This window comes from Ruegeria sp. BG7 (assembly GCF_056535685.1).
Genome location: NZ_JBQFIU010000002.1, coordinates 258,461 through 282,674 on the forward strand (window position 1 = coordinate 258,461; position 24,214 = coordinate 282,674).

The 24,214-nt window shown below is 56.2% G+C and carries 22 protein-coding genes; 9 read left to right on the top strand and 13 right to left on the bottom strand.

Annotated elements, in window-relative coordinates; translation table 11 throughout:
- Positions 1–8: 8 nt before the first annotated feature.
- Both ACR3EH_RS19150 and ACR3EH_RS19155 read right to left on the bottom strand, forming a co-directional pair.
- Entirely contained in the window at positions 9–1,949 is a 1,941-nt protein-coding gene (locus ACR3EH_RS19150) for a CocE/NonD family hydrolase (protein WP_216601665.1), read from the bottom strand.
- 208 nt (positions 1,950–2,157) lie between these two features.
- Positions 2,158–2,664: a RidA family protein gene (locus ACR3EH_RS19155; RefSeq protein WP_371732125.1), complete on the bottom strand. Its 507-nt coding sequence runs from the start codon at positions 2,662–2,664 to the stop codon at positions 2,158–2,160.
- 201 nt (positions 2,665–2,865) lie between these two features.
- Between ACR3EH_RS19155 and ACR3EH_RS19160 the strand changes: the two genes are divergently transcribed.
- The 6 genes from ACR3EH_RS19160 (at position 2,866) to ACR3EH_RS19185 (ending at position 9,498) form a co-directional block, all read left to right on the top strand.
- Entirely contained in the window at positions 2,866–3,660 is a 795-nt protein-coding gene (locus ACR3EH_RS19160; RefSeq protein WP_171187174.1) for a creatininase family protein, read from the top strand.
- On the top strand, positions 3,657–4,907 hold the full coding sequence (locus tag ACR3EH_RS19165; RefSeq protein ID WP_253762114.1) for an amidohydrolase family protein: 1,251 nt from the start codon (positions 3,657–3,659) through the stop codon (positions 4,905–4,907). The genes ACR3EH_RS19160 and ACR3EH_RS19165 overlap by 4 nt, the downstream gene beginning before the upstream one ends.
- Entirely contained in the window at positions 4,904–6,310 is a 1,407-nt protein-coding gene (locus ACR3EH_RS19170) for an FAD-binding oxidoreductase (protein WP_171187176.1), read from the top strand. Before ACR3EH_RS19165 ends, ACR3EH_RS19170 begins: the two co-directional genes overlap by 4 nt.
- Positions 6,311–6,319: 9 nt before the next feature.
- Positions 6,320–7,204, top strand: coding sequence for a TauD/TfdA dioxygenase family protein (locus tag ACR3EH_RS19175; RefSeq protein ID WP_171187178.1), 885 nt, complete (start codon positions 6,320–6,322; stop codon positions 7,202–7,204).
- 88 nt (positions 7,205–7,292) lie between these two features.
- Positions 7,293–8,954 (top strand): ABC transporter substrate-binding protein, encoded by a 1,662-nt coding sequence (locus ACR3EH_RS19180; RefSeq protein WP_171187180.1) that lies wholly within the window; start codon positions 7,293–7,295, stop codon positions 8,952–8,954.
- Between the two features lie 64 nt (positions 8,955–9,018).
- Positions 9,019–9,498: a DUF2165 family protein gene (locus tag ACR3EH_RS19185; protein ID WP_253746650.1), complete on the top strand. Its 480-nt coding sequence runs from the start codon at positions 9,019–9,021 to the stop codon at positions 9,496–9,498.
- A 155-nt stretch (positions 9,499–9,653) separates the two neighbouring features.
- On the opposite strand, the gene ACR3EH_RS19190 is transcribed toward ACR3EH_RS19185, so the two are convergent.
- From ACR3EH_RS19190 to ACR3EH_RS19215, 6 genes are read right to left on the bottom strand one after another with little or no spacing between them, the layout of a single operon-like run.
- Positions 9,654–10,670, bottom strand: coding sequence for a proline racemase family protein (locus ACR3EH_RS19190; RefSeq protein ID WP_171187184.1), 1,017 nt, complete (start codon positions 10,668–10,670; stop codon positions 9,654–9,656).
- Between the two features lie 20 nt (positions 10,671–10,690).
- Positions 10,691–11,137 (bottom strand): SDR family oxidoreductase, encoded by a 447-nt coding sequence (locus ACR3EH_RS19195; protein ID WP_171187186.1) that lies wholly within the window; start codon positions 11,135–11,137, stop codon positions 10,691–10,693.
- Complete coding sequence (locus ACR3EH_RS19200; protein WP_171187187.1) at positions 11,134–11,958, bottom strand: pyrroline-5-carboxylate reductase; 825 nt, start codon at positions 11,956–11,958, stop codon at positions 11,134–11,136. Before ACR3EH_RS19200 ends, ACR3EH_RS19195 begins: the two co-directional genes overlap by 4 nt.
- Positions 11,959–11,965: 7 nt before the next feature.
- Positions 11,966–12,667: an SDR family oxidoreductase gene (locus ACR3EH_RS19205; protein WP_171095408.1), complete on the bottom strand. Its 702-nt coding sequence runs from the start codon at positions 12,665–12,667 to the stop codon at positions 11,966–11,968.
- A gap of 20 nt (positions 12,668–12,687) precedes the next feature.
- A complete protein-coding gene (locus ACR3EH_RS19210) occupies positions 12,688–13,938 on the bottom strand; it encodes an NAD(P)/FAD-dependent oxidoreductase (RefSeq protein ID WP_171187189.1) in 1,251 nt (416 codons plus the stop codon).
- Positions 13,939–13,998: 60 nt separating this feature from the next.
- Entirely contained in the window at positions 13,999–14,889 is an 891-nt protein-coding gene (locus ACR3EH_RS19215) for a dihydrodipicolinate synthase family protein (RefSeq protein WP_171187191.1), read from the bottom strand.
- Between the two features lie 411 nt (positions 14,890–15,300).
- Between ACR3EH_RS19215 and ACR3EH_RS19220 the strand changes: the two genes are divergently transcribed.
- The gene (locus ACR3EH_RS19220; protein WP_171187193.1) at positions 15,301–16,023 is read left to right on the top strand and encodes a GntR family transcriptional regulator; all 723 of its coding nucleotides are present in this window, start codon (positions 15,301–15,303) and stop codon (positions 16,021–16,023) included.
- A gap of 61 nt (positions 16,024–16,084) precedes the next feature.
- Here the strand turns inward: ACR3EH_RS19220 and ACR3EH_RS19225 are convergent, their stop codons facing one another.
- The 5 genes from ACR3EH_RS19225 to ACR3EH_RS19245 form a co-directional block, all read right to left on the bottom strand.
- On the bottom strand, positions 16,085–17,215 hold the full coding sequence (locus ACR3EH_RS19225; protein WP_171095413.1) for a CobW family GTP-binding protein: 1,131 nt from the start codon (positions 17,213–17,215) through the stop codon (positions 16,085–16,087).
- A gap of 140 nt (positions 17,216–17,355) precedes the next feature.
- On the bottom strand, positions 17,356–17,883 hold the full coding sequence (locus ACR3EH_RS19230; RefSeq protein ID WP_171187195.1) for a flavin reductase family protein: 528 nt from the start codon (positions 17,881–17,883) through the stop codon (positions 17,356–17,358).
- Between the two features lie 96 nt (positions 17,884–17,979).
- Complete coding sequence (locus ACR3EH_RS19235) at positions 17,980–19,143, bottom strand: LLM class flavin-dependent oxidoreductase (RefSeq protein WP_171187197.1); 1,164 nt, start codon at positions 19,141–19,143, stop codon at positions 17,980–17,982.
- 210 nt (positions 19,144–19,353) lie between these two features.
- A complete protein-coding gene (locus tag ACR3EH_RS19240) occupies positions 19,354–20,229 on the bottom strand; it encodes a helix-turn-helix domain-containing protein (protein ID WP_171187200.1) in 876 nt (291 codons plus the stop codon).
- A gap of 249 nt (positions 20,230–20,478) precedes the next feature.
- Complete coding sequence (locus ACR3EH_RS19245; RefSeq protein ID WP_253746649.1) at positions 20,479–21,240, bottom strand: DnaA N-terminal domain-containing protein; 762 nt, start codon at positions 21,238–21,240, stop codon at positions 20,479–20,481.
- A gap of 390 nt (positions 21,241–21,630) precedes the next feature.
- Between ACR3EH_RS19245 and ACR3EH_RS19250 the strand changes: the two genes are divergently transcribed.
- Both ACR3EH_RS19250 and ACR3EH_RS19255 read left to right on the top strand, forming a co-directional pair.
- The gene (locus ACR3EH_RS19250) at positions 21,631–22,938 is read left to right on the top strand and encodes an AAA family ATPase (RefSeq protein ID WP_171676167.1); all 1,308 of its coding nucleotides are present in this window, start codon (positions 21,631–21,633) and stop codon (positions 22,936–22,938) included.
- Entirely contained in the window at positions 22,935–24,044 is a 1,110-nt protein-coding gene (locus ACR3EH_RS19255) for a ParB/RepB/Spo0J family partition protein (protein WP_171676169.1), read from the top strand. The genes ACR3EH_RS19250 and ACR3EH_RS19255 overlap by 4 nt, the downstream gene beginning before the upstream one ends.
- Positions 24,045–24,214 lie beyond the last annotated feature (170 nt).

The window sequence follows — 24,214 nt, forward strand, 5'->3', positions numbered from 1 at the left end:
TGAAGCCGTCAGTGAAATCCGCGCGGGACGCTTTCCGTCCACTCTTTGACTATGATTTCAGTGCCCTCTGCGCCTTCGGTAGCCCGCAGTTTTCGTGTCAGGTAGAAATTCTGCGCATCACAATGCATCGAACTCTCGGTCTCAATCTCCACGTTCCAGTCGCCCCGCTCAAAGGTGAAACGCCATTGGCTATCAAAACGGGCGGATGCAGGGTCGTCGGGGTGGATGCTGTAATGCATGGCGACATGGCTGCCAACGACCAGTCCGTGATAGGGATCACGCGCTTTACCATAGTCGTCGAACGTGTCCAGAACGAGGGTCCCATCGTCAAGCACATGCTGATCGGATCGCCCGGACGGCGCGCGCAGTACTTCTGTTTCCAGTACAGGAAAATCCCGTGCCGGACCCGGGTTCTGCGGTTCGATTTCCGCCTCAACCTCGCGCACGGGCAGTTGCAGAACGCTGCGGTCCAGATGAAGCGTGACCTTGGCCTGTTCCGGTGCGGGCCAAACAACGGGCCAATAGCTGGTCGACAGCGCCAGCCGCAGCCGGTGGCCTGCGCGCAGGTGATGGGCGCATTCGTTCAGCAGGATTTCCGCCTCATAAACCTGTCCCGGCACAAGGGTTTCGGGCGTTTCATGACTGGCATAATGGCAAAGATTGAGCGGCCTGTAGCTGATGCGCTGGGACACCTCTTGGGGAGAAACATCACACAGCCGCGCCATCAGTTGCGCAACCGGTTTATCGACGCTGAATGCAATGCGCAGCCGCGCCCGTCCCAAAATCTCTAGCGGTTCATCCAGCACGGCAGTGTCAAAGCATTGCGACAGCACATCATCGGGGGCCTGATCCCCGCACAGTTCATTGTCAAAGCGCATTCCCGGACAGAAATATCCGCTGGTCGCTCCAACACTGGCCGGGCTGCTTACGGTGACTGTACCGTTTGTAGGTCCGGCACCAAACCCGTCCTGCGTCAGGTACAGAAAGCGATCCTTCACATTGTCCGACGGCCAGTTCTGTTCGGCAATCCAGCGCCCTTTGCGTGGGCCATTCTGTTTGGTCGGTTGGAAGTGTTCCTGCATGAAAGTACGATAATCTGGCAGGTCCTCGGCCCCGTTCTGCCGCCCTTTGAGCCAGCGATCAAACCATGTAATCACTTCCGAGTGGAAATCGGATGGTGCAAGTTTTGAGATGTGTGGATAACGATGCTCCCAAGGGCCAACCATTGCTTTGGCCGGGACTTTCAAATGGGTCGCAATCGCGGAGGGCGCGTTGACATAGGCATCAGCCCAGCCTGTCATGGCCAGCACCGGAACTTTGATTGCATCCCAGTCCTCACACACGGATCCGTGTTTCCAAAACGCATCACGCGTGGGATGCCGCAACCAATCCACTGCGGAAAAGGGCAGCGTTTCCATCCGGTTCAGCCAGTCTTCACGCCAATCCTCACGCAAGTCCGGATCCGCCGGTCGCGACAGATAGGCAAACATCTGACTGGCCCAGTTTGCATTATCGCTCAGCAGACAGCCGCCCATAAAATGGATGTCATCAGCATAACGATCCACGGTCGAAGCAACGGAAACTACGGCCTTGAGCGCCTCAGGCTGACGGTACGCCAGTTGCAGCCCATTGAAGCCACCCCAGGAGATCCCGATCATACCAATATTGCCGTCACACCAATCCTGCGCGGCAATCCACGCCAAGACCGCCTCGCCATCGCTCAGCTCCTGCTCGGAATACTCGTCATCGAACTGACCGTCGCTGTCACCGGTTCCCGTGATATCCACCCGGACACACGCATAGCCCCCGCGGGCAAACACGGGGTGAGTAGATTCATCCCGAGGTGCCGTGCCATCGCGTTTGCGATAAGGCAGGTATTCCAGAATGGCCGGGCTTGGCCCGCTTACAGGCAACCAGATCCGAGCGGCCAGATTGCGACCATCCGCCATTGGGATGAAGACATTTTCAATTACGCTATGATCATTTGTCACGAAGTATTCCCCTAGCGATTCTCTGGCACCCTAACCCCTTTGGCTACCGCACTTAACAACACCAGCGACACCGAAGCCCAAAAAAGACATTTGAAACAGAAAGTGCAGATCACGACTGCCCCGTTTGTCGGCAGGGATAATGACACCACTGAATTTAACACGTTCCCTAAGGGGCGGCGGCAAGCACCTCGACTTCGACCTTGAACTCCGGCCTCGTAAAACCGCTGACTATCAATAGCGTCGAGCTTGGCACGCGGCTGGTCGAAGCAATAAATTCATCCCGGGCGCGCATGTAGCCTGCCATGTGCGATCGGTCGGTTACAAAAGCTTTGATATGCGCGACATCCCCTGCGCCCATACCCGCTGACCGCAGAATTTTTTCGATGTTTTGAAAACAGACAATCGCTTGTTCGTACGCGCCTTCCGGTACGCTTTCATCGGCGCGAATCCCCAATTGCCCCGAGGTTTGAACAAGCCTCCAATCGCGGGGGATTTCGACGCCATGCGCATAGCGCGCGAACGGAGGTGACATATCGGATGGGTTTAACTCTTTCATTTTCCTGTACTCTTTTCTGAATTGTAATTTTTCTTGCGAGTTCAAACTTTCTTTGCAAGTCTTAGCGCACTTCTCTGGCACGGATAATCCAAGGGCCACGTATTCCAGTTTCGTCAAGGAGGGCGATATGGGCAAACGTGGTCATTTGCTGTGTGACGTGTACGCGCTCTACTTCAATTTCGGTCCAATACCGGGGATCCACCCGACTTGTCATACATCAGGGCGGGCGAACGAAGTCACCCGGTTGATAAGCGAACACGGCCGACCACCATCCAGTCGTTTCTGCCGTTCATCGAGCCGCCTGTTTGGGAGGCTCGCATGAGCATTCAAGGCTATTGGGCCAATCACAAAGCGCCGGATTTTCGCGATCTGCCAGATGATCTGGTTGCCGTTCTGCCAATCGGAGCCACAGAACAACACGGTCCTCATCTGCCGGTATCCGTTGACAGTGACTTGGTGGCCGCTGTGGTCGAGCGTACTTTGCCGCGGCTACATGCCGAGCAGAACGTACTGATCCTGCCCGGTTTGACCGTCACCAAAAGCGGCGAACATGATCGGCATCCCGGAACCCTCAGCCTTTCTGCGGATACTTTGCTGGCGGTGTTGCGCGACATCGGGGCCTCGATCGCGCGGGCAGGTGTACAGCGGCTTGTTCTGTTCAACGGCCATGGGGGAAACACAGCCCTTTTAGATATTGCAGCGCGCGATTTACGGATCGCGCACGAGATGATCGTTGTTACATGCTCGTGGTTCGGTTTTTCCGATTGGGAAAGCATCCTCGACCCCGATGCTGCCTCGGTCGACTTGCATGCCGGAGAGGCCGAGACCTCCTCTATGTTGGCGGCTAAACCGCATCTCGTGAATATGAGCCGGGCGCAGAACTTTGTTCCCGCCATCCGGGATTGGGAAAAGCAATTCAACCATATCGGTCTGACGGGGCAAGCCGCGCGGCCGGGCTGGATCATTGATGACCTACATCCGGATGGGGCTTGCGGGGATGCCTCTGCCGCGACTCTGGAAAAGGGGGAACGCCTCTTGGATAAAGCCGCCGACAATTTCGCGCAGTTTCTCGCCGAGTTCGCCCGGTTCGATCACCGGAGTGGCGCGACATGAACATGCTGAATGCAACAGATTCGTACGTTGTCGAGAACGTGCTTGTCCCTGTCTCGCTGCTCTTGGACCCGCATGGTTTTGGGGGCACGCAGATTTCGGATTGTTTGGCGGGCGATCTGATTATCCGGGGCGGACAGGCGGTTTGTTTGCGCCCTAGCACCGCGCCTTGTCATCCATCAGGTTTGATCACCCCGCGCCTGACCGAATGCCATGTGCATCTGGATAAATGCCACACAATCTCAAGAATGGGCCGGATTGGCGGAGATCTAAATGCCGCCATGGACGCCCAGCGCCGCGACCGCATGTTTTGGACGGAAGACGACCTGCGCCAGCGGGCGGAACGGGGACTACAAGAGTTGATGTCCTCGGGGTGCGGCATCGTTCGAAGTCATTTCGACTGGGCCGCTGATCCGGAAAGTACCTCGCCCCCTTTGTCGTGGTCCGTGTTGCAAGAGCTCGCGGTGGACTATCAGGATACGGTCCACGTACAAATCGCCGCGCTGTTGAACACAACCGATTTGGCCGACCCGGCCAAGGCAAATGCGATAGGTCGCGAGATCGCCCGCGGCAATGGGGTGCTCGGGCTGTTCGTTTTGAACCAACCGGATCGCCACGCCGCGATACAAGTTGCGGTTCAGCTGGCTGAAAAGCATGGCCTCGCATTGGATTTTCACGTTGACGAAGGGTTACACCACGGGCTGGACGGGCTGGAGATCATTGCAGACACCCTCATCGAGACAAGTTTTCAGGGCCCTGTGCTATGCGGTCACGCGTGCAGCCTGATCAACGTGGCGGGCGAGCCTTTGCAAGCGCTTTTGGACAAGATCGCACGGGCCGGGCTGACCATTGCCAGCCTGCCAACGTCCAACCTGTATCTGCAGGGGCGCAGCACAGGCACACCAGACCGGCGTGGGATCACGCGGATCGGCGAGCTGCGCACCGCAGGTGTGCCGGTTGTCGTTGGCACCGACAACGTGCGCGACGCTTTTTGCCCCCTTGGCCGACATGACCCACGCAAAAGTCTGGAACTGGCAGCGCTTACGGCACATCTGGACCCGCCATTTGGTGATTTACTTCCCATGATCACCACAAATGCGCAAACAGCGCTGGGTCTGTCACCCACCACCGTGGATGGGACCGCAGTCGAAGACCTGCTGATCTTTGATGCCGCATCAACCTCGGACTGGCTGACCGGGACATCCGCACCCAAACCCTTGAAGCACGCTCTGACAGGAGAGATTGCATGACGTCGATTTCAGGAAAAAGCGATCTGGACTGGGCCGCGTTTGCCGAACGCCTCGCGCCGGTCGAAGTGATCGACGAACCCGTTCTGGTCAAGAAACGGTCGCGCGATTTCTTCTGGTACAGCCCTATTCTGAATCAACAGCTCAAACGCAGTTTTGGCGATCTGGTCGCCCTGCCGAAAACCGTTGACGAGATGGCGCATTGCCTGAAAACCGCGTATGACGCAGATGCCCCCGTCGTGCTGCGTGGCGGCGGGACGGGCAATTACGGACAGGCCGTGCCGTTGCACGGTGGTCTGATCATCGAAACCACCCGGATGAACCGCGTATTGGAAATCGGAGACGGCTTTGTCCGCGCCGAGGCAGGCGCGCTGATGGCGGATGTCAATGCAACACTGATGGCGCAAGGGTGGGAAATGGCCATGTTCCCGTCGACGCAGGATATCGCGACGATCGGCGGGTTTGTCGCGGGTGGGTCCGCCGGCATTGGCTCGATTGCGAACGGTGTTCTCAGAGAGCCCGGAAACATCCTGCAGCTCAAGGCTCTGTCCGTTGAAGAAAACCCCCAGGAGCATGTGTTCGAAGGTCAGGACGTTCTGCAAATCCACCACGCATGGGGCTTGAACGGGGTCATTACCGAAGTGACGCTGCGCACGGTCCCTCACCCGGATTGGATCGGGTGCATGGCGACGTTCGACAGCTACCAAGACTGCTACGCCGCCGGGTACGCGGTTGCGACCGACGATCAGATCGGATGTAAGCTGGCCAGCACTGTCGACGCGCGGATCGTGGAGTATTTCCCCCGACTGAAAGGCCATGTCCGGCCCGACAAGCACCTTCTTGTTTCGCTTGTACCCGCGACCGATATGGCCCGGTTTCGCGGCCTCATTGTGGATCAGGGCGGAAATCTTGATCTGGAATTGACCGAAGATGACCGGAAGGCAGCATCACTGCCCCATGTGTTCGAATTTGCCTATAACCACACCACTCTGCAGGTTCTGAAAGCGGACCGGTCAGCGACCTACCAACAAATCGGCGTACCGGATGCATCCGACGCGGGCGCGGTTGCAAAGGTTGGTGCAGCCTTGGGTGACGATGTCTGGCAGCATCACGAATTCTCGTTGCTGAACGGCGAGGTCGTCGCCTTTGATCTGCCAATCATCTGGTACTCCACCGAAGATCGCCTGCGAGAGATCGGTCGAATTTACGAAGAACACGGGCACGGCGTGTTTGACGCCCATAGTTTCCATGTGGAAAGCGGTGGTTTGAAAACCGCTGACTATCTGCACCTCGCCTGCAAAAAACGACTGGACCCAAAGGGTTTGCTGAACCCCGGCAAATCCCGCGCCTGGGATCTGGTCAAGGATCTGCCACCCGAAGAAATCGAAGCCAAAGCAACCGTGTAAGAGGTCGCCATGTCCGCATTTGAAACACGCCCCCTGAACCCGCATTTCGGAGTTGAAGTGACCGGGATCAATCTGACTGACGCAACCGACAGCCGGCTGTTCGGGCAAATACGCGCGCTATTCGAAGAACATTCAGCCCTTTTATTCCGCGGTCAAGACATCTCGGACGCGCAGCACAAGCAACTGGCCGAACTCTTCGGTCCCATCGAGGATCGCAAAGCTGACGAGCGCAAAAAGGGCGAAAAATTCGAGGTTCCAACAGTTTCCAACGTGCGCGACGACGGTTCGATCACCGAAGAAATGGACCTGCACACGCTGAACCTGAAATCGAATTTTCTTTGGCATTCCGACAGCACATTTCTTCCCACACCGGCGCTGACGAACATCCTGATCAGCCGTGTCGCCACGACCGAGGGCGGTGCCACGGAACTGGCCAGCACCCGCGCAGCCTGGGCGAACATGCCCGAAGACCTGAAGGCAAAAGTGCGCGGACGCGGTATCTGGCATCGCTACAGCCATTCGCGCCGCAAAATCTCGCCCGAACTGGCCGAATTGCCGATGTTCAACAAATGGCCGGACCAGCATTGGAACGCATTGTGGCGCAATCCGGTTAACGGGCGCGAGGCGCTTTATATCGCGTCACACGCCTTCAAACTGGATGGCTACGACGAAGCCGAAGGCCAGGCGATCATCGAAGATCTCATCGATTTCTGCACGCAACCGCAGTTTGTCTATTCCCACAACTGGCAGGTTGGCGACGTCCTGATCTGGGATCAGCGTGCGGTGCTCCATCGCGGCACGCCCTGGCCCTACGAACAGCCACGCGTGCTGTCGAGCATCTGCTCCACCGTCACGGAAGCCGACGCAATCGAAACCATGCGCAGATCACATTAGAACCCGGCAACCCGGCCGGGCACCACATGGCGAAACCACGCCGCACACACCGAGGGGTCCACCTCACGACCAACAGAGAGGAAAACACATGACTTTCAGAACCCGTACAGGGAAACCACTGCCGCAAGTGATCACCGATCAGGCCAGGAAGGTCGGCAACGATGCGGTGAACCGCCGTGAATTTCTGGCCATCGCCAGTTCATTCGGGGCAACAGCAGCCACAGCTTATGCGATGCTGGGTCTGCCCGCGCCCGCCCAGGCTGCTACTGAACCAAAACAAGGCGGTACGGTGCGTATTCAGATGGATGTACGCGGCCTGAAGGACCCGCGTACATTTGACTGGAACGAAATCGCGAATTTTGCCAAAGGCTGGCTGGAAAACCTTGTCGCATACGAAAACGATGGAACCTTTTCGCCCGCGCTGCTGGAGAGTTGGGAGATTTCGGATGATGCGCAAACCTATACTCTGAACGTTCGAAAAGGTGTGACCTGGAATAATGGCGACGAATTTACCGCCGACGATGTGGCGCGCAACATCACCGGTTGGTGCGACAAGTCGGTGGAAGGTAACTCCATGGCCGGGCGTTTCTCGGTTCTGGTCGATCCGGAAACAGAGCGCGCGCTGGAAGGTGCCATCGAAGTTGTCGACAGTCACACGGTTCAGCTGAACCTGCCGCGCCCGGACATTTCGCTGATCGCGGGCATGGCAGATTATCCAGCGGCCATCGTGCATTCGTCCCATGACGCGGAAAATATGCTGGGTAACCCGATTGGGACCGGTGCCTACCTGCCGGAAAGCCTTGAGGTTGGCGTAAAAGGCGTTCTGGTCCGCAATGACGAGCACACCTGGTGGAATGCCGGCAATGGCGCCTGGCTCGACCGCATCGAGTTCATCGACTTCGGAACCGACCCATCGGCCCACCTTGCGGCGGCGGATGCCGGAGAGATCGACATGGTCTATATCTCGGAAGGCGAGTTCATTGACATCCTGACCGGGCTGGACGGCTGGGTTGAAAACGAGGTTGTCACCATGGCGACCATCGTCATCCGCCCCAACCAACAGGCCGAAGTTGACGGCGTGCAGCCTTATGCCGACAAACGTGTCCGTCAGGCCCTTTCAATGGCGGTGGATAACGCCGTTCTGCTTGAACTTGGGTACGGTGGACGAGGAGCTGTTGCCGCCAACCACCATGTCGGTCCTGCGCATCCGGAATATGCCGATATCGGTATGCCAACCTATGATCCTGCCCAAGCACTGGAATTGATCAAAGAAGCCGGGATGGAAGACTATGAGCACGAGCTGCTGTCAATCGACGATGCGTGGCGCAAAGACACCACGGACGCCGTTGCCGCTCAACTCAGAGACGCCGGTATCAAGGTCAAGCGCACGGTTCTGCCGGGATCGACGTTCTGGAATGACTGGGCAAAGTATCCGTTCAGCTCAACCAACTGGAACCACCGTCCGCTGGGCGTCCAAATCTGGGCGCTGGCCTATCGGTCAGGTGAGCCATGGAACGAGTTTGGCTGGTCCAATCCGGACTTCGACGCAATCCTGGAACAAGCGCTTGCAACTCCAGACGTTGAGAAACGTCGCGAACTGATGGCGCAGGGCGAACAGATTGTCCGCGAAGACGGTGTCACGATCCAACCGTATTGGCGGTCGCTTTATAACCACACGCGCGAAGGACTTGGCGGTGCAGCGCAGCATATTTCCTTGGAAATACGCCCGGCCCAAATGTACTGGAGCTAAAACGCGACGGGGTGGCACAGACCACCCCGTCACATTGGCGGAGTAGGTTACTTTGTTAGAAATAATGGTCCTCGTTGCGCAATCCGCAGCAGTATTTTTCCTTGCGGCTTGGTTGAGCACTGGGTTCGTCGAGAACGTCTTGCATCCGGACCTCAACGAAACGTTCACCGCGCAAGTGCTCAGCATGGAGCGGATGCAAGAAGAGTACCCCGAGGCGTATGAGGTCGTCGCCTATCGCAGCATCGAAAACCCCGCTATTCAAAAGTTTCTGTTCAAGCTGATTGTTTGCTGGGAGGGCCTCGCGACGCTTACGCTTTGGATCGGAGTCGCTTCGCTGATCCTCGCCACCATAGGTGTGATTGAACCAGCCAACGCCAGAGCAATCGGGGTGCTGGGGGTTTTGTTGTTCACCGCCACCTGGGCTGGCTTTTTGATCGTAGGAAACTGGTTCTGTTATTGGTTTTGCCACGAAGGCGCGCAGAATACGCACTACCAGATGACGCTATGGGGTCTGGCAACAATAGTGTTCTTGATTGTCTTTTGATTCCTCACACTTGGTTTCACCCGCAAGCCAATTGCCACTAAGGTCGCGCCTATCCGCTGGGTCCAAACGCTGCCAAGGTTGTACGCCATGCAAAATGCGCGGTCATGATCGTGCAGGGCCGAAATCTGGACGCGCTGTTTAAGCGGCCTCAATCGCTAACCACCCCAGGTGTCTGACAGTCTGAAACCATTTGGAAACGGGTCGCTTGGATCCAACCCGATCTGGCTGATCCCATAGATCCAACATTGCCCGGAAACACGGTTTTGGGTGGCTTGATAGGGCCCAACTTTGGTGAGGCTCAACAGCTCGGTTGTGAACTCTCCGCCGATAATCGAACGTGACACGACCCTGTCGCCGGGCAAGGCCAACCCCGTTGCGTGACGCACTGCCATGTTGGCATTCGATCCGGTGCCACAAGGCGATCTGTCCGCGCGGCCCGGACGCAGTGTTGTGCAGGTTCGCACCGCCCCGTCCGGATCTGTCGACCGGAACATGACATAGGCCAGACCGTTCAGGGCCGACGTGGTCGGGTGCGGAGCACCCTCGATTTCGGCAATCAGATTGCGCAGGGCAACGCCCTGCGTTGCAAGCGCGCGGGCGTTGTCCGGCGTAATCGACAACCCGACCTGATCCACATCAACCAATGCATAGAAGACACCGCCGAAACACAGATCATAGCGGATTGTTCCCCAATCGGGCGTCTGAATTTCAACGTCCTTCTTGGCCACAAAAGCGGGCGGCATATCCAGCGAAACCCGCGTCACCTTCCCGTCTTCACATGTGGCCCGTGCCCGCACAAGGCCCGCCGCTGTGTCCAACGTGACAACGGTTTCAGGGCCGGTTATCGGGATCATTCCAGTTTCCAACAGAGCCGTCACAGCGCACATGGCGTTCGAACCCGACATCGCGTGCGCCTGATCCGGCTGCAGAACAATGAACCCAATATCTGCCTGGGGATCGCAAGCTGGAACCAAAAGGCAAAAAGATCCTGCCGGGGCAGAACGAGGTTCCGAACAAAGCAGCTGGCGCAGGCTGTCATCGACCTTGTTCAGATGGTCCAGCTTGTCAGCCATTGTTGCGCCGGGGATGTCCAGAACTCCTCCTGTAACCACACGGCCAATTTCACCGGCACAATGCACATCGACTGTTTGCAGCGTTCTGGACCAGCGCATGGTTTCTCCCTTTTCGTTTTTCAGACCACCGCCTGAGCACCCGTGATTTCCACCACCGACCCACACAGATATTGCGCCTCGTCCGATGCCAGGAAGGCAACAAGCGCGGCGATCTCATCGGGCTCGCCAATCCGACCAAACGGCACCAGCGCATTCAGGTCATCAAGACTTCGGCCCGAACGCGCCAGATTGCTTTGCAACATCGGTGTCCGAACCTCGCCCGGGGCCACACCATTCACCCGAATGTTGTCCGGCGCATAGTCGCGGGCCAGATTCTGGGTAAAGGCCACAAGCGCAATAGCCCCCTGCCCGAGATCGGTCGCCAGAGCGTCAGCACCGGTTGCATTGCTGTTATAGTGCAGCAGAACACGCGCGCCTTCAGCCGCCAATTCGCGTGCGATGGCCTGGCCAATCGACCCGGTGGACCCCGTCAATAGAACGGTTTTACCGTGCAGATGACGCGTCATTGGACGCCTCTCCCGGATGTTTTGCGGGCATCAGACAACCGCTGCAAAACACTGTCGAGCCCCGTCTTTAATGCGTCGGGACCACGGGCATCTGCAAAGACTTCGAACAATTGCGCGTTCAGCCCGTCCGGGGTGGAGTGTTCAACCCGCAGCGTTTCATAAGGCTTGTCACGATCTTCCATCATCGTGTGCGCGAGCCCGGAAAAAACACCGCTCAGATAGCGCTGCGCGTCCACCCGCCCAATCCCATTGGATTGCATCCAGTCCGCGGCTGCACCCAGCACGCCAAAATACGTGCCCATCAGCGCGCTGGCTGCAGCAAAGGCATCGAACTCCTCTACCGTTTTGGCACTGACCACTGTGCCCAACGCACCAAACAGATCCTCACCCAACGGGTCATGCGGAAACAGGACCGTGACACCGCGATGGTGGGCGACCGATGGCAGAGGGATTGATCGAAACAGGCGCACGTGCGTGCCAATCCAGCCTTGCAAAACTTCATGGGTCAGCGTGGCGATCAGGCTGCACACTTGTTGTCCTTCGGAAAACGTCAGCGGAGACAGCACTGAACGGGCATCTTGCGGACGGACGGCCAGAAACACCAGATCAGAGCAATCAACAACCGCCTGAGCGGACGCGTGAACCTGCACCCGCGCGCTGCTGGCGGCCAGACGCGCGGACACTTCTTGGTTGCGTTTGGTTACGTGAACCTCTGCTATTTCCAGATCGGTCGCCAAAAGGCCGGTCACAACCGCCTCGGTGATCACTCCGGTTCCGACAAATCCCAAACGCAACTGTCGGGCTGACTTTTCGACCTGCATGATCCGCTCACATATGCCGGGTGACGCCGCCATCGACGCGCAAGGATTGGCCGGTGATATAGCTGCTGTCGTCGCTCAGCAGGAAGGCAGCCGCCTTCGCTTGTTCTTCGGCCCTTGCCAACCGGCCCAGCGCGGACATTTCCGCAAATTTATGCGGCAGATCCAGACTGTCGGTAAATCCCGGCAACAAACAGTTCATGCGAATATTCGCCGGGCCATAGCGATCTGAAAACTGTTTGGTAAAACTGGATACACCCACACGATAAACACTTGAGGTCGGAAAGGTCAGCGACGGTTCGAAGGCTGAAAATGTGGTGATATTGACGATTGAGCCACCACCCTGCGCCTCCATCACCGGGGCCAGAAGCTTGGCCATCCGTATAACGGGTTTCAGAACCATCTCATGCGCGCGGTCCCAGTCTTCTTCGGGAATATCCAGCAAATCACCCTTTGGCGGACCCCCCACATGGATCAGGCAGGCATCAATTCGTCCGTAAGTGGCCATGGCCAGATCAAAGGCGGCTTGTGTATCGGCGGCATTCTCTGCCTTGCCGCGATGCGCGACGCCGCCCAGTTCCTGCGCCAGTAACTCGCAGGAATCCGAAGGCGACATCAGCGCCAATTGGTACCCCCGCGCGTGCATCTCGCGTGCCGTGGCGGCACCCATCCCGCGTCCACCACCAATAACTAAACATGTTTTCTCGGCCATGATCCGCTCCTGTTTCAGTGTCAAAATCGATCTATCCGATAGGGGTTCAAATCGATATCGGGCAATTCACCCGAAATAAGTTGTCCCATCAGCTTAGCGGTTGTCGCCGCATAGGTCAGGCCCAGATGGCCGTGACCTGTGGCATAATAAACCCCGGAAACCTTGGCCGACGCAGACATCACCGGCACCGTATCCGGGAAGGCAGGGCGATGGCCCATCCATTCGCTGGAATTGTCGATCCTGAGGTTCGGCAGAGCCTTGCGGGCACGTCCGACCGTGATCTTTGAACGCCGCCAATCCGGGGCAGCGTCCAGACCGGCCATTTCAACCGTGCCGCCCACCCGGATACCGCCAGCAGTGGGTGACACCATGAATGCCATGGCAGGCCAGATGATCGAATGATCCAAACGGATGCCCGGCGCATTGATCTGGGTGTGATAACCGCGCTCAGTCTCAAGCGGGATGGGTTCATCCAGCTTCTTTGACAACCGAGCCGTAAAGGCTCCGGCGGCAAGAACGACCTGATCCGCTTTTATCTGGCGCCCATCTTCCAGCCGCACGTTGGTGACCCGCTCAGCTCGCTCAAAACCAGTCACCTTACCGCGTTGAACCTGACCCCCCAAGCTCACAAACGCCTCAACCAGACGGGTTACAAAGGCATAAGGATCGCGCACCGTTCGGTTATCGGGCAACAGTACCGCCTTTTGAATGACCGGAGAGATTTCGGGTTCCAGATCGTGCAGAGCATCCCGGTTCAGCATCTCATAGCCAAATCCATGGCGGTCCAGCATATCCAGCCGCTCCTGATCTGCAATGAACTCGGCCTCACTTGCATAAAGCGACAGGCAGCCTGTTGTGCTCAGATCACCGGCCAAGCCCAGCTCGGCCATCAGGTTCTCGGTATCGGCCAAGGAACGCTGGCACAGGGCCGCGCCTTGCGCTTCCAGTTGGCGCAGTTTCGATGGCCGCCCGGCCCAGAAAAACCGGGCAAACCAGGGAATCAAATGCGGTGCGTATCTCGGAGAAACACGTATCGGACCTTCGGGATGCAGAAGCCAGCCGGGCGTCTGCCGCCAGACCGACGGGCGCGAGACAGGCATAAACTCCGTCACTGCAATCGAGGCCATGTTGCCGTAAGACGCCCCGCGACCCGGCGTATCGGCGTCGATCAGCGTCACCTGACCACCGCGTTTTTGCAGTTCATACGATATGGCAGAGCCTATGATACCTGCTCCGACAACAACGCTGTGTTTGGGCTGATCCGATTGCATCTGGCGCCACCCTTCGTAGACTGAATGATGACCTGTCAGAGCCATCACTCAGAGATGCGATTACATCGCCAGAATGGGTTGCATGGCCTCAGAAAACTCGGCTTTTTCCGCCTCGGTCAACGGGCCCAGCGGCGCGCGGCATTCACCCACATCCAGTCCCTGCAATGCAGCCCCAAATTTGATCTTCTGCACGAACTTTCCGCTCTCAAGAATGTTCATGGCCCGATACAGCTTTTTCATCAGATCTTTGGCAGCCACCAACTCCCCCGCCTTGTAAAGCCGGTCCAGCTCGCAGCAGGCTTTGGCCATGCAATTCGACGGCCCGCAGATCCAGCTGTCGGCCCCCCAGAACATGAAATCCAACGCGATGTCGTCAGACCCCGAAACCAACTGGATCTTGCCTTCGTAACGCGATGCGATGTCGATCGCGCGCTGCAAAACACCCGAACTTTCCTTGATGCCAATCACGCGCGGATTGTCGGCAAAATGGTCCATCAGATCAAATGAGATGTCGGCACCATCCTTGAGCGGATAGCTATAGAGCACGATGTTCACATCGACCTCGGCCAGAACCGTTTCGTAATGCTTGATCAATTCGTCCTGCGTGGGACGCGTGTAAAACGGAGGCGCGAGCAGAACGTTGTCATACCCGATCTCTTTCGCCATTGCTGTCTGTTCGATCACTTCGCGGGTAGCCGGGGCATTGGTGCCTGCGATCAGGATCTCATCGTCCTTGGCGAAATCCTTGACGAATTTCAGCATCTGACGGCGCTCATCGGTGGACTGGCTGAAATATTCCCCGGTCGAACCGTTCGGGACCCATCCGGTCACGCCCGCGTCGCGAAAATGAGTCAGCAGGTTTTCAAAAGCAGTGAAATTGATTTGGTCATCCGCACCGAAAGGAGTGACCAATGCAGGCATGACGCCCGAAAGTTTGACGTTAAAGCTCATTTGCGGTCCTCTTTTCCTCGCATCGCAAATCCCCCTGCCGCCCAACAGTGGGGAAGAACCACCGTCAAAACGCGCAACCGATACTGGCGCTCTTTTCAGAGCGGGAACACGGCAACAGCAGTCGACCGGGGACTTGATTCCTTTGTGGTTCCTTTCCGTGATTTCGCATATTGTCGATTATATGTCGACAAGATTCACACGCGCGAAACCAACCAAATGGAGCTACGGAACGGCACAGGTACAACTTGGTGTTTGGGTTGCTGGCCTCCTTCACAAAACCGCGCCACGATACGGTGCCTCAAACAGTACGCTACCGTTTGTCAGCCATTGCCTTGTCAACATCCTGCCTAAATGCTTGTTGTTGATACAAACCTCTTCTCGGGTCTTTGCTCCACTGTGGGAAAAATGGAAATGAGCAGAAAACAGATGGAAACGAAGAAACGCGCCAAGGGCGGAGGGTCAAAATACGTCTACGAAACCCTCAAACGCGAGATCCTGTCCCTGGCGTTGAAACCGGGAACGCCACTCGATGAAACCGGCCTGTCGGAACGGTTTTCCATGTCGCGCTCACCCGTACGCGAAGCGCTTGTCCGTTTATCCGCCGAAGGGCTGGTGGTCATGCTTTCGAACCGCTCGACCCTTGTCGCGCCGATCAACTTGACCGAGTTTCCCCGTTATGTCGAAGCTTTGGATTTCCTGCAGCGGATCAACACAAGGCTTGCCGCGCAAAACAGATCCGACAGCGAGATAGAACTGATGAAGAAGGAAGCAGAGGCGTTTGACCAAGCCTGTGTTGCAAACGACTATCTCGCAATGTCCGCCAGCAATCGCGACTTTCACATGACCATCGCCCAGGCAGGTAAAAACCCGTATTTGGCGCGCGCCTATGGCCAGCTTTTGGACGAAGGCCGCCGTATCCTTCATATGCACTTCGACTATATTCAATCTTCAGCCACCGACACCCTATTGGGGTCAGAACACGAGGACATGATCACAGCGATCCGGGACCGTGACATCGCGCGCGCGGACCATTTGGCCCATGAACATACGCGACAATTTCACAAACGGTTCGTTGACTTCCTAAGTGCGCAATACAACGAAGACTTTGATTTCGCTGTGTCGACTTTGACCTAGAAGCCTAGGCGAAATCAGCATGTCGTTCTATTGACCGCGCCAGTCCGCACAGGTCAGCGTTTCAATCACTGCCCCGCGCGGCTTGAACAGACATCGCGTCGGCGTGCTCAGGTTTGCGAAGCAAATCAAGGCTTCGCTGTATCTCGGGTTTGCTCAGGTTGCGGCCAATCAACACGATACGTGTCCGCCGGTCATTGCCGGTCCAGTTCTTCAACGGAACTGGCGGGTCAAAGATGTGCTGGACACCGTGAAACGCAAACGGCGTCTCGATCCCTTCGAGAAACAAAATACCTTTCACGCGCAGGATGTCGTAACCCTTGTAGGCGATCAAAGTGTCAAACCACTTGTCAAAAACCGCGTCATCCAACGCCTCGTCCAGAACAATCGAAACGGATGAGATATCAGTGTCATGGCGACTAAACTCGGATGTCGTCACAGGTTTTGAGACGGACGTTGCCATCAACCCTGAAAGGTTGCCCAGTGGATCGTTGACCACCTTCGGTGTCGTCCAGGAAATAGCCTCGTGTTGATGCGCGTCCTCGCGCATGCTCGTCAGGTTCCAAAGCTTTTTCAATGCGAATTCATGATCTGACCGGCGAAGAATGTCGGCCGTCGGATTCAGATCGCGCAGTCTGTCAGTCACGGCTTTCGCTGAAGCTTTGGAAACAAGGTCTGTTTTGCTCAGCACGATCAGATCGGCCATCGCGACCTGCGACACGGCCTCGAATTGGGCATCCAGTGTCGCGGGTCCGTTCACCGCATCCACCACCGTAACGACACCATCCATGCGTGTATTGCGCGCAAGAAATGAATCCACCAGCAGCGTCTGAAGGATCGGTCCCGGATCTGCCAGCCCTGTGGTTTCAATCACCACCCTGTCAAAGCTGAGCATACCTTCATCCCGCCGCGCGAGCAGTTTGACAAAAGTGTCCGACAGATCACCACGGATGGAACAACACAAACAACCCGACGACATCAGCATGACATCGCCGTTCACCGTTTCGATCAGGTCATGGTCCAGCCCTGCTTCACCAAACTCATTCACAATGACCGCAATGCGCCCCGAAGATGAATCCGAAAGCACCTGGTTCAGCAACGTTGTTTTCCCTGCCCCCAGAAAACCCGTAAGCAACGTCACGGGAACGCGTAGGTCGTCAGTTTGCTCTGGCTGAGTTTGGGAGGCATGGGTCATAAACATCGCAAGCTCTGTTTTGTAATAACATTACATCACTAAAGCGATTCAATTGTGCTGTCCAGTCAGGCACAGACCAAGTTGCTCAAGCGGCCCGGGAAAGGAACGGGCATGCCAAAGACCAACGCCTTTGGTCCTCCTCACTGATCGGTCACTGGACGATCAAGCGCGCCGAAGGTGCTATGGAAATAAAACAGTGAACCGGTACTCTCGTTTTGCCGGATATTCACCACGCGACCAATCATGAGCCTTTGGTTGCCACAGGGGTGCACGTCTTCAACAGCGCATTCCATGCACACCGAGAAATCCGGCAGGATCGGAAGCCCTTGCGTGCCAGCTTGCCATTCCAGATCCCTGAACTTGTCGTCGCTGCGACCAGCAAAATGCGCGGCAATCTCTTTTTGTTCGTCTCGCAGAATATGAACCGCATAGAACCGTGCCCGCGCAAAGCTATCGAAGCTGCGCGATTTGGGGCCGATTGTCCAAAGAACCATCGGCGGCGACAGTGCAGCCGAGGTAAAGCTGTTTGACGTCAGCCCAATTGGCCGCCCCTCAATATCCAAAGCGGTGACAATCGCGACACCTGTGGGAAAGTGACCGCAAGCTTGGCGGAACGCCGTTTCGTCCACGGATTCGTGCTCCGAAGCCGTTATTTTTGGGGTGCTCATAACTGTGCAACCTTGCGTGAGACAGAGCCACGCGCGCAACATTGCGTGGCGCGTGACCCTTGATTGCCTGGCAGTAAAGACAAGAAAACCTGAACCCTAACCTGCAGTGCCGGTTTCTTTTTCATACCGTTCCGTGGCTTCAGCAACTGCCTTCAGTTGCTTCTCTGCCAACCCATCACGGCGCGCTTGCGCGCGGTCTGCGGCTGCCTGCAAACCGCCACCGGAAGACTGGAAATGCGGCATGACTTCGCGCGCAAAAAGCTCAAAGCTTTTTGACGTAGCCGCCTTGTTCGCCCAGTTATGCGCAAGCGTCAGGTAAGCGCCGAACCCGCCATTGCTTTGTTCGACAAGTTCGTTGATCTGCTTGACCATCATTTCGGGCGTGCCGATCACACCGAGACCACCATTCACGAAATCAATCATCTCATCCAGATTGCCACCTTCGACGGCCATCTGTGGGAAGGCTGCCACGTTCTGGAAATACCTGAACCATTGGGTCATTCCGTATTTCACATCTTCGCGGGCCTGTTCTTCGGTTTCCGCAAGGTGCATCAACCCGACCAGCCGCCATTTCGCGCGATCCGCGACCTGACCATATTCTGCCGCTGCCTGTTCCTGAATGGTCCAGTGATGTGCAAGAACATCCATGCCCACGGCAACGGTTGCGCCCAATGACAACAGACCAGCCCCGTAGCGCCCAGCCAGTTTAGCTCCGGAAGGCGAGGCCACAGCAGCAACAGCCAGATCGAACAACGGATCGGAATACGGTCGCAGATGCACCCGCGCATCTTTCAACGTCAGTCGGTCAGACTGGTAGTTGATCGGCTCGTCCGTCGTCAGCAGTTTATAGGCAATATCAATGTATTCCTCAAAGATCGGGCGCATCTGCTGAGGTTCGAGGCCAAGCATGGATGCATCCGTAGGCAAGGCACCCGGCCCCATACCGAACATCACGCGCCCACGCGTGAGATGATCCAGCAGAACCATGCGCTCTACCGTCCATAGGGGGTTGTGATAGGGCATCGACACGACGCCTGTCCCCAGTTTGATGCGCTGGGTGCGCTCGGCGGCGGCCATGATGAAAATCTCAGGGGATGCGATGATCTCGCTACCGGCGGAATGATGTTCCCCGATCCACGCCTCATCATAGCCCAGCGTGTCCAGATGCTGGAGCAGTTCAAGATCGTCTTCCAGTGAAATCGTTGGGTTATGCCCCGGCGCGTGAAACGGAGCCATGAAAATCCCGAAGTTCATCCGCATAGGTATCCTCCCGTTAAGTCCATGCGGCGCTGCTTGCGCGCAGCGCACCTTACTGCCGCTGACGCGGGATCACCCGAAACGTCAGGGCACAGGATCCGCTAAGTCAATCAAGCTGGCCCGGCAAACTCTTGGAGGATTCTGTGAATTTCTTGCACAATCTTGCACAGGCTCGCGTTATCCCTGCCCTGCGAGTGGATCGGGAAAAACGGTTCACGTTCTGCGCAAAGATCCTGGTGTCACGCCCTTTATTTTCTTGAACACACGGTTCATGTGCGGTTGGTCATAAAACCCGCAATCCAAAGCGATGTTCTTTATGGGTTTGCGCGTGTTGCGCAATTGGGAAACCGCACGTTCCACCCGCTGCGTCAGGACATAATCGTGAAAGGAATGCCCGAAGGTCGATTTGAACTTGCGCATGAAATTCCAGTCCCCAAGACCCATTTCGGCCGCAGCTTGTTCGTAAGACAATTTCTCGCGCAACTGGTCCTGAACAAAAGCGACAACGCGGTTTGTTTCAGCGCGCGAGAGTTTGCCAAAACGTGCGGCAGATCCAAATCGGGTGTCAGCATATTTCCGCAGCAGTCTGACCGACATCTCCCGTGCAGCCGCTTCGACGATCAAAGAGCCCCCAACACTGTTTTCTCCGACCTCGGTTTTGATAACCGAAACGCATCTGGAAATACCGGGGTCGCGTGCCTTCAAAGTATCCCGTAAGCGAATGTCGCGCACATCCTGTTCGTAGACTTCGTTGGCGACGCTCTCGACCAGTTCCGCGCTAAGATAGACATGAGATACTTCAACCGTTTCGGACCACGCCCATTCCGATCTGTCTGACTTATTCAAAAGTGTAAGATCACCCACTCCAAGGCTGTAGTCGCTCCAAGTGTTGCCCACTTTTCGCTGCACAGGTGTGCGGCCTTTGTCGTAGGCAATCACCAGAAAATCTTCCATTGGCGGCAGCTCGATTTCCATCCCAAGATGCCTGTAGCTTCGGTAATTGATGCCAGACCATCCGCGCCCGTCGCCACTGCCCAACAAATTTCCCGGTGCGTAGTCCGGGAGCTGTTTATAGGAAATTTCGCTCATTCTCCCTTCCCCCTGAAGCTGAGCGCTCAAGGGCTCAACAGGCAATCGGTCGACAAACGTGTCAGGTCAGGCAACTGGTGGATACCTGACAAAGTAAACTATGGCCCCTCGCGACCTGTCAAGTTCAGGCGCTACAAGCCGGGTCACCGTGAACCCGTCTTGTTGACGTACACTTTATCCACTTGGATCAGTCTTTCCCGTTCAGTGAAGGCTTTTGGTCAAGACCCGCTCACATCAGTCCGGCAGGCTTCACTCGGTTGATTCCACGCGCACAACTCTGACAGCGGGATCCACCCGGCTATACGCCGCAAGCAAACGCTGGCTCCACTTTTGCGAGATGTAGTCGGCCATGAACCGCGACGGCGCATTAAGGGTCACAGACCCCCCTGCCCTTTCACCTTCGGACAGGTGCTGAAACCAACTGGCCCAAAGTTCAGGATCGCGACCGTGAAGAATCGACTGAACCTGTGACCATACATCACCCTCGCCAACTTCGCTGGTTGCAGGCTTGATTGCGAAAGGCACGATGTTTGTTTCCGCTTCAGGCTCATCTGTCATTCGCGCGTGGAAATCAGAACCTATGACCGGCCAGACCTCTTGCGTGTCGATCATGATCTGCTTGAGGTCAATTTCGTAAACGGCAACTCTGCCACGCGCCGCGGGTCTTTTGACCGTTACCCAGCCTAATGCGCGAAATTTGGACATTTCGCGCTTTACCGTCCTTTCGTTCACTGTCCAAAGGCGCGCAATTTCTTCACGCCCGATCGACAATTCATTGCTTCGCCAGTTATATCGGGTCGTAATCAAAGCAATGATGCGCAGGATACTGCGCTGTCGATGTTTGTCTCCGGACAACGCATGAACGGTCAGCGCAGAGAGTATATCATATTTCAAGGCCGCTGCATTACGCCCGACCGGTTTAGCCAGCTGCATACCCGTTCTCACCGCTTCATCTGCCTCAGACGGGTTTTCCCCGCCGTTTTCGCGCCGTTTGCCAACGCTTTTCGTCATCTTGGCCTAATTAGCGTCCAAAGCTTCGATTCTGTCAAGAAGAGTCTGAATTCAGGCGAAATTTGCGCCCATTCCAATTCAAATTTAAAAAAGAATCTGGTGAAGTATTGGTGAGGGGGGACATCTTGGTTGTCCCCTTATTTGCCCTTTGTGTCCCCCTATATATGGGTTTTGGGTCTAAGTTGTCCCCCTAAATACCGGGGTGTGAGGGTCTGTGTTCCATGTGGCGGCACGGTAGGTCTGCCGAATCGATTCCAACCCCTAAAGGCTTTGTTTTCTTACCCGTGGGTAAGATTACAGTCTCATCATATTTTCTTTTGCGTAAAGTGCAAATCGGTCGTAAATAGAAAACGAACAGAAATTTACGTTCCAAACAAAGAGACCCGAGGCATGTACACGCACGAAGACCTGAACGCATTGCGTAACCAATCCCTTAAGCTGCAGGGTTGGATCCGCCAGCAGACCTTTAGCCCCGAGATGGAGAAAACACTCCGCCGGTTTTCCAGCTGGGAGGTGTCCGAGCTGATCTTCCGGGTCAATCAATCGACTTTCCGTGGCAAGCTGGCGGCGGATCCTTCGCTGCCTGGTGGCGAGGTCGAGCCCGACGGTCGTCAGCGCTGGTTCAGCCTGGAAGAGGTGAATGAGTTGCGCCGCCGCCTCAAAGTGAACCGCAAGTCCCTCATGCCCCCACGCCCGGAAGGCAAGCGCGCTATTCGTGCAGCCGTCGCCAACTTCAAGGGCGGTGCCGGCAAATCGACCGTGGCGCTGCATCTTGCGCATGCGTCAGCGCTGGACGGGTATCGTGTTCTGGTGGTGGACTTTGACCCGCAAGCGACCTTGAGCCATTCGATGGGCCTGACGGATGTTGCAGAAGACTATACTGTCTGGGGGATCATGGCGCGTGACCTTATCCGCGAGACGGAGCGCATGAACAACCGCCCTGTCGCCGCGCATTCGGGAACCGCCCTGCCCCGCCGCGAGTTGCCGCCAGCAATTACAGATATGGGTCTTGGTGACCTGAGGATCTCTGACTTCATTCGCAAGACGTCCTGGTCCACCATCGATGCGATCCCGTCCTGCGCTAACGCAGCTTTCGTCGAGTTTGCCTCGGCCCAGTACCGGCACCTAAACCCCGAATGGTCATTCTTTGCAGCGGTGTCTCGATACTTGGATCAGATACCCGACGACGCGTATGACCTGATCATTTTCGATTGCCCGCCGGCCATCGGGTATCAGTCGATGAACGCGGTTTTCGCGGCAGACATGCTGTATATCCCTTCAGGCCCCGGATATTGGGAATACGATTCCACCACGTCCTTTATCGGTCAGCTTGCTGAAGCTTTGGAGGATCTGGCCTACGGTTTCGACAAAACCTTACCCACGGGTAAGATCGGCCTGCCAAAAACGTTTTGCGAGTTGCGGTTCCTGCTGACGCGGTACGAGCCTGGTAACGCCCTTCACCTGGCGATGTTTGAGGCTTTCAAGAAAGTCTTTGGTGAGCATGTCGCCGAACATCCGGTCGAGATGACGCGCGCGGTTGAACAGTCCGGCCGCTTTCTCAGTTCTGTATATGAGATGGATTACCGAGAGATGACGCGGGAAACCTGGCGCCGCGCTCGGTCGACTTTTGACAATGTGTATGAGGAATTCCGGGACGTCATGCTGTCGGCCTGGGACAAGCTGGAGGATGAGGCATGAGCCGCAAGCGCAGAATGTTCGATATCGATATACCGGCCATGGACGACATTCCTGTTGGCAAGGTGCCGGACAAAGTTCTGAAAAAGCGACGCGGCCCTATGGCCGCAGCGATTTCAGAAAACGCTGACGCTTTACGGGATCAGCAATCAACAGAAGAAACCATTCGTGCCGAGAACGATGCACTGGCGCATGAACTGGTTCGCTTGAGAAACGAAGGGCTTGTCACAGAGCATGTGGCACTGGCCGACGTTCTAACCGAAAAACTGACACGAGATCGCAAGCCGGGCCCTGACCCTGAGTTGGACGAGCTCAAGGCATCCATTCGCGATATCGGTTTGTCCAATCCGATACGGCTTGAACGTCGTGCGGATGGTCGGTTCGAACTGATTCAAGGGATGCGTCGACTATCCGCATATCGAGCTCTGTTTGAGGAAACCGGCGAAGAAATATACGCGAAGATCCCTGCCGGTATTTCTGAGGCAAATGACCTCGACAATAGTTATCGGCGGATGGTGGATGAAAACTTGATCCGTAAGGATATCTCATTCGCTGAAATGGGTGCGTTGGCGCGTGCTTATGCTGAAGACCCCGCAAATGAATGTCCCGATGTGGACAAGGCCGTGTCGAAACTTTTCAAGTCAGCAAGCTATACCAAGCGCAGCTACATACGATCTTTTGCCAGTTTGCTGATGATGATGGACAAGGCGCTCATGCATCCGAATGACATTCCGCGCAATGTCGGAGTAGAACTGAAACGAAAGTTCGACGCAACGCCAGGCTTGGTGCGACGTGTGACCGATACGTTGTTGAATGAGCCAGATCGTGATGGTGCTCGGGAAGTTGCGATACTGAGATCGTTCTTGGAAGAACAAGAGCCTAGTGTGAGCAAGAAGCCGGCGAGTGAAGGCAACAGCAAGCCACGGCGGGCAAAGACGACGTTCCAGGTTTCGGGACGGGCAGGGGTCGCAAAATGCTCCGCCTCGAGCGGGCGCATAGAGTTAAAGTATGATTTGGATTTTACGCGGGTGGATCGAAGCAAACTGGAAGAAGCGATTTCGGCTTTTATTGAAGCACTGCCCGAAGAAGACGATCTTACCCACGGGTAAGATTTCAAGCCACCTTGTTCTCAAAGACGCGGACACCTGTCCGCGTCTTTTTCAGTTGCACAGGTAGTCGCTTTGGTTCCTGTGCCCCGGAAACAGCCAGTCGCAATGGCGCGCAACGGTACAAAAAGATACCGCTTCAAAATTCACAGAGGCTGGCAGACGCTTGCGCA